Origin of the sequence: Pseudomonas sp. Au-Pse12 (assembly GCF_021341665.1) — a bacterium.
GTDB lineage: Bacteria > Pseudomonadota > Gammaproteobacteria > Pseudomonadales > Pseudomonadaceae > Aquipseudomonas.
The window spans coordinates 1-12,703 of the sequence record NZ_JAJTTH010000021.1 but is presented as its reverse complement, the minus strand read 5'-3'; the positions used below and the strand labels follow the sequence as shown (position 1 = coordinate 12,703).

15 protein-coding genes and 2 pseudogenes are annotated in these 12,703 nt (G+C 62.2%); 6 read left to right on the top strand and 11 right to left on the bottom strand.

The window, feature by feature from the left end; all coding sequences use genetic code 11:
• Positions 1–342 precede the first annotated feature (342 nt).
• From LXM55_RS31450 to LXM55_RS31425, 6 genes are all read right to left on the bottom strand, one after another.
• Positions 343–1,251 carry a MurR/RpiR family transcriptional regulator gene (locus LXM55_RS31450; protein ID WP_233323993.1) on the bottom strand — a complete coding sequence of 303 codons (909 nt, stop codon included), beginning with the start codon at positions 1,249–1,251 and terminating at the stop codon, positions 343–345.
• Positions 1,252–1,371: 120 nt separating this feature from the next.
• Positions 1,372–2,136, bottom strand: a complete 765-nt coding sequence (locus LXM55_RS31445) for an ABC transporter ATP-binding protein (protein WP_233323991.1) — start codon at positions 2,134–2,136, stop codon at positions 1,372–1,374.
• A gap of 18 nt (positions 2,137–2,154) precedes the next feature.
• Positions 2,155–3,267 carry a succinylglutamate desuccinylase/aspartoacylase family protein gene (locus tag LXM55_RS31440; protein ID WP_233323990.1) on the bottom strand — a complete coding sequence of 371 codons (1,113 nt, stop codon included), beginning with the start codon at positions 3,265–3,267 and terminating at the stop codon, positions 2,155–2,157.
• Between the two features lie 9 nt (positions 3,268–3,276).
• Complete coding sequence (locus LXM55_RS31435; protein WP_233323988.1) at positions 3,277–3,975, bottom strand: ABC transporter permease; 699 nt, start codon at positions 3,973–3,975, stop codon at positions 3,277–3,279.
• Between the two features lie 12 nt (positions 3,976–3,987).
• Positions 3,988–4,677: an ABC transporter permease gene (locus LXM55_RS31430; RefSeq protein ID WP_233323987.1), complete on the bottom strand. Its 690-nt coding sequence runs from the start codon at positions 4,675–4,677 to the stop codon at positions 3,988–3,990.
• 91 nt (positions 4,678–4,768) lie between these two features.
• Complete coding sequence (locus tag LXM55_RS31425; RefSeq protein WP_233323986.1) at positions 4,769–5,545, bottom strand: ABC transporter substrate-binding protein; 777 nt, start codon at positions 5,543–5,545, stop codon at positions 4,769–4,771.
• A 283-nt stretch (positions 5,546–5,828) separates the two neighbouring features.
• Here LXM55_RS31425 and LXM55_RS31420 point away from each other — a divergent pair, with 283 nt between their 5' ends.
• Both LXM55_RS31420 and LXM55_RS31415 read left to right on the top strand, forming a co-directional pair.
• Positions 5,829–6,698 carry an AraC family transcriptional regulator gene (locus tag LXM55_RS31420; protein WP_233323985.1) on the top strand — a complete coding sequence of 290 codons (870 nt, stop codon included), beginning with the start codon at positions 5,829–5,831 and terminating at the stop codon, positions 6,696–6,698.
• Between the two features lie 68 nt (positions 6,699–6,766).
• Positions 6,767–7,021, top strand: coding sequence for an Imm32 family immunity protein (locus LXM55_RS31415; RefSeq protein WP_233323984.1), 255 nt, complete (start codon positions 6,767–6,769; stop codon positions 7,019–7,021).
• Positions 7,022–7,068: 47 nt separating this feature from the next.
• Here the strand turns inward: LXM55_RS31415 and LXM55_RS31410 are convergent, their stop codons facing one another.
• The gene (locus tag LXM55_RS31410; protein WP_233323983.1) at positions 7,069–7,215 is read right to left on the bottom strand and encodes a hypothetical protein; all 147 of its coding nucleotides are present in this window, start codon (positions 7,213–7,215) and stop codon (positions 7,069–7,071) included.
• A 375-nt stretch (positions 7,216–7,590) separates the two neighbouring features.
• Here LXM55_RS31410 and LXM55_RS32875 point away from each other — a divergent pair.
• Positions 7,591–8,361: pseudogene (locus LXM55_RS32875) on the top strand (MCP four helix bundle domain-containing protein); the annotation flags it as partial.
• Entirely contained in the window at positions 8,353–9,216 is an 864-nt protein-coding gene (locus LXM55_RS32870) for a methyl-accepting chemotaxis protein (RefSeq protein WP_442799801.1), read from the top strand. The pseudogene LXM55_RS32875 and the gene LXM55_RS32870, both read left to right, overlap by 9 nt.
• 223 nt (positions 9,217–9,439) lie before the next feature.
• Here the strand turns inward: LXM55_RS32870 and LXM55_RS31400 are convergent, their stop codons facing one another.
• Both LXM55_RS31400 and LXM55_RS31395 read right to left on the bottom strand, forming a co-directional pair.
• Positions 9,440–9,898: a hypothetical protein gene (locus tag LXM55_RS31400; protein WP_233323980.1), complete on the bottom strand. Its 459-nt coding sequence runs from the start codon at positions 9,896–9,898 to the stop codon at positions 9,440–9,442.
• Between the two features lie 31 nt (positions 9,899–9,929).
• Positions 9,930–10,298, bottom strand: coding sequence for an antibiotic biosynthesis monooxygenase family protein (locus LXM55_RS31395; RefSeq protein ID WP_233323978.1), 369 nt, complete (start codon positions 10,296–10,298; stop codon positions 9,930–9,932).
• 132 nt (positions 10,299–10,430) lie between these two features.
• Here LXM55_RS31395 and LXM55_RS31390 point away from each other — a divergent pair, with 132 nt between their 5' ends.
• On the top strand, positions 10,431–10,859 hold the full coding sequence (locus LXM55_RS31390; RefSeq protein WP_233323977.1) for a MarR family winged helix-turn-helix transcriptional regulator: 429 nt from the start codon (positions 10,431–10,433) through the stop codon (positions 10,857–10,859).
• Between the two features lie 75 nt (positions 10,860–10,934).
• Here the strand turns inward: LXM55_RS31390 and LXM55_RS31385 are convergent, their stop codons facing one another.
• Positions 10,935–11,336: a type II toxin-antitoxin system HicB family antitoxin gene (locus LXM55_RS31385; RefSeq protein ID WP_233323975.1), complete on the bottom strand. Its 402-nt coding sequence runs from the start codon at positions 11,334–11,336 to the stop codon at positions 10,935–10,937.
• A gap of 336 nt (positions 11,337–11,672) precedes the next feature.
• On the opposite strand from LXM55_RS31385, the gene LXM55_RS31380 reads away from it, so the two are divergent.
• A complete protein-coding gene (locus LXM55_RS31380; protein ID WP_233323973.1) occupies positions 11,673–12,218 on the top strand; it encodes a hypothetical protein in 546 nt (181 codons plus the stop codon).
• Between the two features lie 186 nt (positions 12,219–12,404).
• Here LXM55_RS31380 and LXM55_RS31375 read toward each other — a convergent pair.
• Positions 12,405–12,596 (bottom strand): annotated as a pseudogene (locus LXM55_RS31375) (type II toxin-antitoxin system HicB family antitoxin); the annotation flags it as partial.
• Positions 12,597–12,703: the final 107 nt, after the last annotated feature.

The following is a 12,703-nucleotide window of genomic DNA, read 5'->3' as shown; positions in this document are numbered from 1 at the left end:
CGGCATCGCTCCGGGGGCGCGCCGCCACAGGCCATCCATGGCCTGGGGCGGCTAGCTCGGCATCCATGCCGAGCTGCCCCCTACGCAATGCCTGCGCTCGGCCTCCTGAAGGGGCAGGAAGATCAAGATCAAGATCAAAAGCCAGAGCAAAGCCAGATCAAAAGCCAAAGCCAGAGCAAACGGGGGCCTGGCGGCTGGCGTGATTCTTCTTTGTCGCAGCTGGCTTGCCAGAGAAGGCGTCCGCCAGGGCGATGCGCGCCTCGCGGGTTTCTTCGCCGGCAAGCCGGCTTCTACGGACGTGGGTAGAACCCGTGGGGTGTTTGTTCTTCCTGGCCCTTGCCGTCACTTTTTCAGTGCTTTGCCCTGGCTGGGAATGTGCAGGTACGACATCACGCTTTCCGTCAGTTCGGTGGCCAGTTTCACGGCTTTTTCATTGCGCGCCATCACCCCGGCGACCAGGCCTTCGATCAGGGCCAGCACGGCAATGTTGGAGCTGGTCAGCACCGGGTGGTCGCACGGCGCAAACAGGGTGTGCTCGGCAATCGCGGTGAGTGGCGAGGCGGGGGAGTCGGTAATGGCGAGCACCGTTGCCCCGCGTTCGTTGGCGAAGCGCGCCAGTTGCAGGGTGTCGAGGGAATAGCGCGGCAGGGAGATGGCCAGCAACACATCCTGAGCGGTGATCGCGGCCAGCCGGTAGGCGGCATTTTCGTTGCCGCCCTCCATACTGATGGCCGTGGCGTCGGCGCAGAAGGGCATCAGGGTCGCGGCGGCAAGCCCGGCCAGGTAGACGCTGTTGCCAAACCCCAGGATGTAGACCTTGCGCGCCGCGGTCAGGCGGCTGATGAAGGCGTCGAAGCTGTCGCCGTGGTTGTTGCTCGCGGCGGTGGCCAGGTTGCTGCTGGCGCTCTGCAGTTGCTCGTGCAGGCCGAAGGCACCGCCCGGGCGCTGGGCCAGTTCGTTGCGCAGCTTGTCCACCGGCGACACCATTTGCTGCAAGGTGGCCACCAGCTCGGCCTTCATGCCGCTGTAGCCGCCCAGGTCCAGGGCCTTGGCCAGGCGGTTGACGGCGGCGGGCGAGGTCAGGGTTTCGTGAGCCATCTCCTCGATGGTCAGGGTCGCGGCCTTGAGCGGGTGACGCAGGATGAAGTCCGCCACCTTGCGCAGCGACGGTGGCAGTTCGGCAACGATTTCCGTCAGTTTTCGCATGACCGGAGCGGCATAGATCGTGGTGTCTTTCGATGGGCTGGGCATATCCGGCTCAACTGTTGCTGAAGGTGAGAGAAGGGCTGGGCCTGGTGCCCTGGCGAGATGGCTTGGAGTGTATCCGAGGCCGGGCTCGCCAGGGCAGCGCTGCACCGTGGCGCGCTGATCTTATTTCAAGCTCCCCGCGAGAAACTGCTGCAGGCGCTCGGATTGCGGGTTGGCCAGCACCTCGCGCGGGGCGCCGCGCTCTTCGACCCGGCCCTGGTGGAGGAACACCAGCTGGTTGGACACCTCGCGGGCAAAGCCCATTTCGTGGGTCACCACCACCATGGTGCGGCCTTCCTGCGCCAGGTCCTGCATGACTTTCAACACTTCACCCACCAGTTCGGGGTCGAGCGCCGAGGTCGGTTCGTCAAACAGCATGACCTGCGGTTCCATCGCCAGCGCGCGGGCAATGGCCACGCGTTGCTGTTCGCCACCGGACATGTGCCCTGGCCAGGCGCTCATGCGCTGCGCCACCCCGACTTTCTCCAGGTAGTGCTCGGCCCGCTCCCGTGCCTCTTGCTTGCTCAGGCCGAGCACCTGCACCGGGGCCTCCATGACATTTTCCAGGGCGCTCATGTGTGACCAGAGGTTGAAGTGTTGAAACACCATCGACAGCTGTGAACGCATGCGTTGCAACTGTTTGGGCTCGGCGGCCTTGAGCCCGCCCAGCGGGGTGGGCTTGAGCTTCAGCGCTTCGCCATTGAGCCGGATAGTGCCCGCATTGGGCTGCTCCAGCAGGTTGATGCAACGCAGGAAGGTGCTCTTGCCCGAGCCGCTGGAGCCGATCAGGCTGATCACGTCACCGGCCTGTGCCTGCAGCGACACGCCCTTGAGCACCTGGTGCGCGCCATAGCTTTTGTGCAGGTCCTGAACTTCAAGTTTGTACATGCTGTGAACTCTCTGGCATCAGTCGCTGAGCAAGCGACCCTGGCGAATGGGGGTAGAACTGGCCACCTTGGCCAACCACAATCCCGGCTGGGCAAAGCGCAGCCGTTCGCGGGCATAGAGAATGCCGTCGACGCTGGCGTGGACCAGGCTGTGGCGGTCGGTCACCGGGTCGATGACTTCGAACAATGGGTCGCCGACCTTGACCGCTGCGCCCAGCGGTTGCAGAAAACTCACCACCCCCGGATGGGGCGCGCAGGCGTACTGCGCGCCGGAAAAGGGCAGTGCCTGGCAATGGCTTGGCGGCGCCGCCGGCCAGTCGCCGCGGATCAGGCCCTGTTCGGCCAGATAGCCGAGAATGGCTTCGGCGCTGTCGAGGCATTGCTCGCGACCGGTGTCTGCCATGCCGCGCAATTCGATGGTGGTGGCGGCGCACGCCAGGGGAATATTGGCCTCGGGAAAGCGCTCTGCCAGGCGCAGCCAGACAATCGCGCAGGCTTCGTCGAAGGCGCTGCCGCCTGCGTCCTCGGCCAGCAGGGTGACCCCGGCGCCGAGGCGCGCGGCCAGTGATTGCAGGCGCGGCCAGTGTTGCGGCATGGCGTACAGCAACATGATCGATTCGAAATCGCAGTGCAGGTCCAGCACCAGGTCGGCGTCATGCGCGTGCTGCAGCAGCAGGCGGCGCAGGCCGTCGAGTTCCGAGGCCGGGGCCGGCATGGCCGCGAGGGTCTCAGCCATGGCGCGGCGGATCAGCGCGACGTTGGCCTCGGCGTCAGCGCCCAATTGCCCTTGCAGCTCTGCAGCAATCGGCTCGAACAGTTCCGGGAAGTCGCGATTGAAGTTCTTGCCGCTGGAGAACTCGAAGCGCCCCTGGTGGGTGGCCTGGAACATCTGGGCGATGCCGATCGGGTTGGCCAGCGGCACCAACTCGATCACTCCGCTCAGGCGGCCTTGCGCTTCCAGCTCCAGCAGCCGGCGCTTGAGTTCGACGGCGACGCGCATCCCCGGTAATTCGTCGGCATGCAATGAGGCCTGGATATAGGCCTTGCGAGTGCCGCTGCCAAAGCGAAACAGCGTCAGCCGGCGTTCGGTGCCCGAGGCACTCCACGGCAATCGGTATTGAATGTGCTCCATGGCAGCTCCTTAGTGCTTGCGTGGTGCCAGGTACGAAAGCCAGCGGCGCTCGGCCAGCTTGAACAGACGCACGAGAATGAAGGTCAGGACCAGATAGATCAGCCCGGCGGTGATAAACGCCTCGAACGGCAGGTAGAACCGCGAGCTGACCGTGCGTGCGGCCCCGGTGATATCGACCAGGGTGACGATGGAGGCCAGGCTGGTGGTTTGCAGCATCATCAGCACTTCGTTGCTGTACTGCGGCAAGGCCCGGCGCAAGGCCGACGGCAGGAGAATGCGCCGGTACAGGGTCAGGCGGGACATGCCCATGGCCCTGGCGGCTTCGATCTCGCCCGGGGGCGTGGCTTTCAGGCTGCCGGCCAGCAGCTCGGCGCTGTAGGCGCTGGTGTTGATCGCAAAGGCCAGGCAGGCGCAGAAGGTCGCGCTGGACAGGTACGGCCAGAGCAGGCTCTGGCGCACGGCTTCGAACTGCGCCAGGCCGTAGTAGATCAGGAACAGTTGCACCAGCATCGGCGTGCCGCGAATCACATAGGTGTAGAGCCAGGCCGGCGCCTTGAGCAGCGGCGAGCGTGACACCCGCATCAGCGCCAGGGGCACGGCCAGCACCAGGCCCAGGGCCAGGGAAATCAGCAGGACCTTGAGGGTTACCAGGGCGCCGTTGAGGTACAGCGGCAGGTTGTCCCAGATCAGGTGGTAGTCGAGCATCATGGTGGGCTCCCCTTACAGCTCGGCGGCTTTGAGGCCGACCGAATAGTGTTTTTCCAGGCAGCGCAGCACCAGCAGGGACAGGCTGGTGAGCATCAGGTACAGCGCCGCCACCGCGAGAAAAAAGGTGAAGGGCTGGTGGGTGGCATCCGCTGCGTTCTTGGCCTTGAACATCATGTCCTGCAGGCCGATCACCGAGATCAGCGCGGTGGACTTGGTCAGCACCAGCCAGTTGTTGGTGAACCCGGGAATGGCGAAACGCACCATCTGCGGCACCATGATTCGCCAGAACACCTGGGCGCCGCTCATGCCATAGGCCAGCCCGGCCTCGGCCTGGCCCTTGGGAATCGCCATAAAGGCCCCGCGGAAGGTTTCCGAGAGGTAGGCGCCAAAAATGAAGCCCATGGTGCAGACCCCGGCGACAAAGGGGTTGATGTCGATGTAGCGGGTGTAGCCCAGCGCCAGGGCCAGGCGGTTCACCAGGTCCTGGCCGCCGTAGAAAATCAGCAGGATCAGCACCAGGTCGGGAATCCCGCGGATCAGGGTGGTGTAGCTTTCTCCGAGCAGCGCCAGCCATTTCATGGGCGACAAGCGCAGGGCCGCGCCGATCAGGCCCAGGGCAATCGCCAGGGACATGGAGGTCAGGGCCAGGTTGATGGTCAGCCAGGCGCCATCGAGAATGCTCGAACCGTAGCCGTGGAGCATGTTGAAGTTCCTCAAGCTCGCGCCGCGAGGCGCGCAAGACAAGCCGCAGAAGACGCCTGCCAGCAGCCGGCGTCGGGGCTCGGGAAAAGGCTTACTCGCCGTAGATATCGAACGCGAAATACCTGGCCATCACTTGCTGGTACTTGCCGTTGGCGCGAATCGCGTCGATCGCCGCATTCAGCCGCGTCTGGTTGGCGCTGTCGCCTTTGCGCACGGCAATTCCGGCGCCGCGGCCAAAGTATTTCGGGTCGTTGATGTCCGGCCCGGTCAGGGCGAAACCCTGGCCTGCGGCGGTCTTGATGAAGCTCTCGTTGGTGTTGACGATATCAGCCAGGGTGGCGTCCAGGCGGCCCGCGGCCAGGTCGAGAAAGGCTTCGTTCTGCGAGCCGTAGCGCACCACCACGACGCCGGCGGGTTCCAGTTGCTCGGTGGCAAAACGATCGTAGGTCGAGGCGCGCTGCACGCCGAGTTTCTTGCCCTTGAGGTCCGTTAGCGGGTCATTGATCAGGCTGCCGGCCTTCATCGCGAACTTGCCCGGCGTGTGGTAGTACTTTTTGCTGAAATCCACGGATTTCATCCGGTCCTCGGTGATCGACATCGACGACAGCACGGCATCGATCTTGCGCACCTTGAGCGACGGGATCATGCCGTCGAACTCTTGAATGACCCACTCGCACTTGACCTTCATCTCCTCGCACAGGGCGTTGCCGATGTCGTAGTCGAAACCGCTGACCTGGCCCTCGGGCGTCTTGTAGGAAAAGGGCGGGTAGGCGGCTTCGATACCGATACGCAGGCTGTCTTCGTCGGCATGGGCGAGGACGCTGGACGCGCATAGCAGCAGAGCACCTAGAAGTTCTGTCTTGTTCATATTGTTGACTCCTGGCAGGGCATAGGGGGAAACGGGGACCCGCCATCCGGGGTGGCGCGCTGGATCTGTCCTGTGATCGGCGAAGGTATAAATGACACAATAAAAATCAATAATCAATGAAATTGAAAAAAATCATATCAGTTTGAGTTGTGAGAACATTCAGCGACGTCCTGGATGCCGCTACACTGGGCAACCTCCGTGCAGCTTGAGCAAGTGCGGCTAGGCGCGTTCACCCCGGCATCGTCAATCCTTCGCCTACCGTAATTCCCGGAGCCTTTGCCCAGTGTCTGACTTGCCGATCAACGCCGCCTACGCCAAACGCTTCAACGCTGTGCTCGCCTACATCGATGGCAACCTTGAAGGTGACCTCTCGGTGTTGGCCCTGAGTCAGGTGGCGAACTTTTCGGCGTTTCACTTCCATCGGCAATTCACCGCCTTCGTCGGCGTGCCGGTTGCACGTTATGTGCAACTGATGCGTTTACGTGGTGCGGCCCATCGCCTGGTTTCCCTGGCGGATTACTCGGTGCTGGAAGCCGCGCTCGGCGCCGGTTTCGAAAGCCCCGAGGCCTTTTCCAGGGCGTTCAGGCGGGCGTTCGGCATGAGCCCGAGTGCGTTCAGGAAGCAGCCGAACTGGCAGGTCTGGAATGCGGTATTTGCCATCCCTCATTTTTCCAGGAGCATCATCATGCAGGTACGAATCGTGGACTTTGCCGACACCCGGGTTGCAGCGCTGGAGCACTGCGGGCCTGCCGGGCTGGTTAATGAAAGCGTGCGCAGGTTTATCGATTGGCGGATGCAGAGCGGGCAGTCGCCGGTGGCGTCGAGTCGCAGTTTTGGCATTCCCTTCAACAACCCCGATACCACCCCGCCGGAGGAGTTCCGCTTTGCCATCTGCGGCGAGATTCATGAGGCGGTGGCCGTCAATGACGCGGGTATTCGTGAGATGCAGATTGCCGGTGGCCGCTATGCGGTGGTGCGGCATGTGGGCTCGCCGGATCACATAGGTGAAAGCATCTACCCGATCTACCGCGATTGGCTGCCGGGCAGTGGCGAGGAACTGCGGGATCAGCCGCTGTTCTTTGAATACCTGAGTATTTATCCGCAGACGCCGCTGGAGCAGTGGCTGACGGATATTTATGTGCCCTTGCAGTAGCAGGGATGGGTCAAACCTTGCACATGACCTCGATTTGACCATGACCTACGGGTGCAGGAGTTCGACCTTTGCAAAAGCTGAAACCCTTTAGCGTTCAGGGAACCGCGGTGGGCAGTGACCAGAGCATCCAGCTGGACGAGATTTCGATTCTCGTCGAGCCGGACACGCTCAGGGCGCTGGGTGCTTTCTTGATCGATGCGGCCAACGAAATGGCGCTCAACGGGCGGGAGCATGTGCACCTGCAAGACGTGATCGAGGGCTTTTCCCATGAGCAGCATGTGGATTTCATTGCGCTTGATCGGACGCTGATCCTGCCGGCATAAGGTATTCCTGCGCGCTGCTCAATTGGGGGCAGCGCGCAGGTGGCGGGCTATAGGCCGGGAGCCTCTTCGTTCACGTTCAGCTCGAAATCGAAGCCAATGTCGCGCTCGTTGAGGATCTCGGTAATGCGCTTGAAAAACCAATCGACCTGCTCGGGCAGCTCGTGCAAACCCAGTACCCGGATAATCAGGCGCAACCTGGTCGAGCGGCTTTCAAGGGTTGTCGGATCGACGGTAGTGACAAAATGCCATTATCTGCTATGGCTTGTTAGGCCCCCCCGGTGGATAGTCGCCGGGCTCCAGGTGCCATTGCCCAGAAGAATCGAGACGGCGCGGGCCGCGTTATTCGACTTAACTGATGTTCACCCGCCCAGGGGTGGTTCATGGGCGCAGGAGGGCGGAGTGTGGCCTGCAATTCCGACAGGCCTGGATTGACCCGAGTGAGTATCGACGTTGCCGTGCCGGGTGGGCCGCTGACCCAGTCGTCGGCTTGTTTGCAGCTCTCTGACACTCAGTCGATAGCGTGGAATGACAGCAGCGAAGTACCGACCATTCTATTAGAGAGATAAAAAATGAACGTCAGGGCTATGAACCTCGCTCCAAGGTCTGCGGCTTTTTTCTCACTCATTGTCCTGGTGGTCTTGGCCCTGGGGATTGTCGCTGTCCTGCAAATGGGCAAGCTGCGAGACTCCGAGCAGGATGTCGAGACCAACTGGATGGCCAGCATCCGCGAGATCGGCAAGATGAAGACCGGCGTCTTGCGCCTGCGTCTGGAAAGCATCCGCATCACCGTGACCACCGACGAACAACAGCGCCAGACTCGCATCGCCTCCTTGAGCGGTTATCGAAGCACCCTGCAGAACACCATCAGCCAGTACGTTCCCCTGATCAGCGGGCCGGCGGAGCGCGAGCTGTACCAGGCGGTGGCGACCGATGTGCAGGCCTATTTCAAGCTGGTGGACGAGCTGGAACCGCTGCTGCGCAGCGGTGACAACGCCGCGGCCATCACCTTGATCAACACCCGCATCAGCCCCATGACCAACGCCATGCAGGAGAAGATGGACAAGCTCTCGGACTTCAATGACGAGGGCGCGAGGCAGGCGGGGATCACCGCCTCGTCGGTGTACAACAGCGGCCTGACGCTGGTGCTGGTGCTGATGGGGGTGACGGTGGTGCTCACCGTGGTGCTGGCCACCGTGCTGACCCGCAGCATCACCGCGCCCATCGGCGATGCCCTGGCGGTGGCCGAGCGCATCGCCAGCAGCGACCTGTCCCGGGAGATCGGCGTCAGTGGCCGCGATGAAGCCGGCCGCCTGCTGGCCGCCCTGGCGAAGATGCAGGGCAACCTGCGGGAAACCATTGCCCACATCGCCGACTCTTCAACCCAACTGGCCTCGGCCTCGGAAGAAATGACCGCGGTGACCGAAGACGCCAGCCGCGGGCTGGTGCGGCAGAACGATGAAGTCAGCCAGGCGGCCACCGCGGTGACTGAAATGAGCGCCGCGGTGGACGAGGTGGCACGCAACGCCGAAGCGGCCGCGCAGTCGTCCCGCGAGTCCATGGAGTTCACCCGCTCGGGCATCGAGAACGTGGCCCAGACGCTGAAGGCCATCGAAGGCCTGGCTGGCAACGTGGCCAGCACCGGCGAGCAGGTCAAGGCGCTGTCCGGCAGGGCCCAGGACATCAGCAAAGTGGTGGAAGTGATTCGCGCGATTGCCGAGCAGACCAACCTGCTGGCGCTCAACGCGGCCATTGAAGCCGCCCGCGCCGGTGAGCAGGGTAGGGGCTTTGCGGTGGTGGCCGATGAAGTGCGGGCCTTGGCCCACCGTACCCAGCAGTCGACCCAGGAAATCGAGCAGATGATCAGCGCCATTCAGGCCGATTCGACCCAGGCGGTGAGTGCCATGAACGTCAGCGCGGAGATGGCCAACAGCTCGATTTCGGTGGCGCAGAACGCTGATGTGTCGCTCAAGCAGATTGCCCAGGCGATCACCCAGATCAATGAGCGCAATCTGTTGATTGCCACCGCCTCGGAAGAGCAGGCGCAGGTGGCGCGTGAGGCGGATCAGAACCTGACCAGTATTCGTGAGTTGTCGATTCAGAGTTCGGCGGGGGCCAGTCAGACGGCCAGTGCTTGTGGGGAGATGGCCAATCTGGCGATTGAGCTGAATCGGTTGGTGGCGCGGTTCAAGGTTTGAGTTTGGTTTTGGGTGGAGGGTGGCAGGGGGGGGCATATCCGTTGCTGCGGGTGTGGCGGCTGGCGGTATTGCTCTTACAGCGAGTCACTTTTGAAAACCCGGAATGCCGGCCCAGACAAAAGTGAGCAAAACGCTTCTGACCCTCCACTCGGTGCCTCGCATAGCGAGGCATGCCCTCACTCCGGCATTGATCCGTGGGCCGCCGCCACCGGCCATCCATGGCCTAGCGGCCCTGAGGCATGGCCCTCTGCAACCGACCGCTAAGCCGCAAACCATCGCGCACGTTCAACCCCATCAAGGTGAGGTTGGTGGCTCCGGCGATCAGTTCGATGATCTGCACCAGGTAAAAACTCGTGTCGAAGCTGCCTGCCGAAGCCCACAGGTTGAGCGCAATGGCGCAGGGCACGAGCACCAACAGGCCGTTGGCGGCTATGAAGGGCATGCGTTTTTTCTTCGAGGCGATCAGGCGTCCCTGTCGGGCCCGGCTCAGCCCCATGCCGCTGGCTCCCGCCAGGGCCATCGCCGGGATCAGCACCCAGAGCCCGGGGCTCACGATCAGGTGCTTGAGTTGAGCGATCGCATGCAGGGTTCCCATGCTTTCCACCAGCAGGGTCGAGACAAAGAACGTGGCGATGCACAGCAGGGCCAGCAGGCTGGCGGTGAGGTGGAGTCGTTTGAGCATGGGGCGCTTCCCGTCAGTCAATGGGGGGTGTTCAAGCCGTGCAGATGTTCGGTACGGCGACCTTGGTGAACAGATGGGGCATGGCCAAGGCACTTGAGGGGTAACGGCCCAGGGCGTTGGCAAAATCCGGGTGATTGAAGGCTTCGCCAAAGCACTCCACCGACTCCCATACCGCGTAGTTCAAGAACATGCAGCTGCCACCGATGGCTTGATGGAGCTGGGTAGAAATGTAACCGGCACGTTGCTTCATCCAGTTGGCATCCAGCTCCCAGGCACGCAGCAGGTCGGGGATATCGTCCTGGTCGACGGTGAACAGGTTGACCAGCACCACCGGCGATTCGCTGCACTGGAGCTGCTGGTGAATGGGAACCACGGGATCGAGCGGGCGAATGGACAGCATGACGGCCTCTAGGATGTAAACATGATGACAATATGGTGCGATTGGTGAAAACTAGCTCGATTGACATCATGGTGTCAATGTGGAAAAGTTCGCGGCATGAAAAAACCAAACCACACCCCCGCTGGACGCGCCATGACCGATCTGGTCCTTGAACTCTTTCGAGCCAGTGCGCGCATGCTCACCGCAGGCGATCGCCTGGTGGCTGAGATAGGTCTCACCAGTGCCCGCTGGCAGTTGCTTGGCACAATCGTCGCAGCCGATCGGGCGCAGCCCGTCTCATGGATTGCCCGCGACATGGGCGCCAATCGGCAGAACGTTCAGCGGATCGTCAATGACCTGGTGAAGGATGGCCTGCTGGAATTCCAGCCCAACCCGCACCACCGTCGGGCGCAACTGGTGCTGCTGACGGAGGCGGGAAAGGCGGCATTCGATCAGGCGTTGAAGCTGCAAGCGCCCTGGATCAATGAGCTGGCCCAGGGGCTGGAGGTTGATGAGATCCAGGCGACCCACCGGGTGCTGAACCAACTGCGCAACCGGCTTGAGCAAGACCAGGGCGAATGAGTCGGGCCGGCCTGGGGGCGACCCTCCAACCTGACGGCGTTCTGCGTTGGCCCTGTTCCCCGGTTGAACCTGTGCTTAGCGCCCGAGCTTTTCCATCGCCGCATCGGTCAGGAAGGACGAGCGGCTCTTGATGTTGTGCTCGCGGACAAAGCGGTCGATCTGCTGAATCACATAACCGGGCAAGGTCACGTTGACCTTCTCGGTCTTGCCCAGGTAAGGCGTGATGTCGATCTCCAACATGCCCCAGCCCATGCCCGCGAAATCGGGGTGGGTGCGGTGTTTGCCGGTGGGCGAGGGCAGGGGAATGGCCTGCCCGGCTCGGGCCCGTTCTTCGAGCATGACGTGGGCAATCTCGATGGCGGCGCTGTAGGCGGCCTCGAAGGTGTCGCCGGCGGTGACGGCGCCGGGGATGTCGGGAATCTGGATGCCGGTGGCGGTGTGTTCGTCGCCCCACTCGATGCAGATGGGATATTGCACGGGGATTTCCTCAATACAGGTGCGAAGAATGATGGGAGCTAGAGCAGCTGTCTGCTTTGTGTCTCCCTCTTCTGGCTGGGTGAGATGGGGGGGTTATAACTCCGGGCGCTCGATAATGCAGGTTGAATTGTGTGTCTGGAGTTATGTATCGCGGCCTGTCGCTCAGCGGGGGGACGGGGTAATGGGCCGGTCGCAGGCTATATAAAAGCCCCCTCGGTTTTTCATGGACGTGCCATTGCCGCCCATTGCACTATTGCCGCGGATTTTCAGTCACCCATCTCCCCCCGTCGAAGGTCGATCCATCGGCGGGTTCATGCCAAGGAAGTCATCAGATCCATGACCGTCAGCGAACTGCTTGCCGCCATTCGTAAACCCTATGTTGAAACCCTGGCACGTGTTGCCGCAGAAGGGGCGGCGCATGTCGAGCCCGCGTACCGCAACAGCGATGGTTCGCTGGCGGTTGAAGGGGCCATGGGCACGCCTTGTCGGATAGATGTGATTGCGGCCGAGAGCGGGGAGCCGGTGCAGGTCGATTCCGAAGCCGAGCTGGGTTTTGAGCCTGTGAGGTTTGCGATCGAGCAGATGGCGGTGGGGATCTCGCCCTTTGGCTGGGACTGGTTGCCGCTGGAGGTGCGGGGGTTGAGGCTGGAACAGGCTTGCGAGGTTATTCGGGCGTGGTTCTTTGAGTGGTTCGACGGCGAAGATGAGAACCCGCCGACCGAAGAAGGGCTGCAAGGGGTGGTGCATTTTGTGTCGGACCCGGAGGCGACGGAGGAGGGGTACAGGGTCAAGATTGACTTGGGGTCGGTTCCAGCGCAAGCGCTGGAGGAACTGCTGTTTGCGTTGTCGGATGCTGGCGCTACCGGAGCTTTCCTCGCATAAAAAAGGCGGGTATTGCGCCTCAGTAGCCGCTGTCGAAGGCTGGAGTTTTTCCTGTGGCAGCCCCCAGCTATTTGGCAGGCCACAACCCCTGTGGCGAGGGAGCTTGCTCCCGCTTGGTTGCGCAGCAACCACAACTTGCCTCACTCCGCTTGGCCTGCCCTCTGCAGCCGCTTTCAGCGCCCGAGTTTTTTCCTGCGCGGTATCGGCCAGGAAGGACGACTGGTTCTTGATGTTGTACTCGCGGACAAAGCGGTCGATCTGCTGAATCACATAACCCGGCAGGGTCAGGTTGGGCTTCTTGGTCTTGCCCAGGTGAGGCGTGATGTCGATGTTCAGCCTGTCCCAGGCCATGGGTGCGAAATCGGGATGGGGGATGTGCCTGGGCGTTTGGGGTACATATCCGTTGCTGCGGGTGTGGCTGCCGGCGGTTCCGCTTTTACAGCGGGTCCCTTTTGTCAGTCGACACAAAAGGAACCAAAAGGTCT